Source organism: Bartonella sp. AA81SXKL (genome assembly GCF_042196945.1).
Lineage (GTDB): Bacteria > Pseudomonadota > Alphaproteobacteria > Rhizobiales > Rhizobiaceae > Bartonella.
Genome location: NZ_JBHIRH010000316.1, coordinates 318 through 632 on the forward strand (window position 1 = coordinate 318; position 315 = coordinate 632).

Consider the following 315-nt stretch of genomic DNA (forward strand, 5'->3'; position numbering starts at 1 on the left):
GATGATAGAGCTTGAAAAGCTGCACCGATGGCAAATACAATGGGAAACCAGAGGCCTAGATTATAAATCCCTTCATATGTTTGTTGCGCCGTATTAACGGCGGTGAAAATACAAGCTAAAATAATAGAGGCTGCTAGTGTATAGCAAAGTGTTGTGCGATTAATTATAACAATCCATAAATTGTGTTTGATCGAAGAAAAGGAAAGAGAACGTTGTGTATAAAGAGTCTCAGGCAAGCGCAGTTGAATCCAAATCATCAGTCCAAAACCAATAATTGCCATGAATATAAAAATAACTTGCCAGTTCCCAAACAAT

General features: G+C 37.5%; 1 pseudogene. It reads right to left on the bottom strand.

The features are described 5' to 3' along the window. Positions 1-315 (bottom strand): annotated as a pseudogene (locus ACFINZ_RS11380) (Bcr/CflA family drug resistance efflux transporter); the annotation flags it as partial.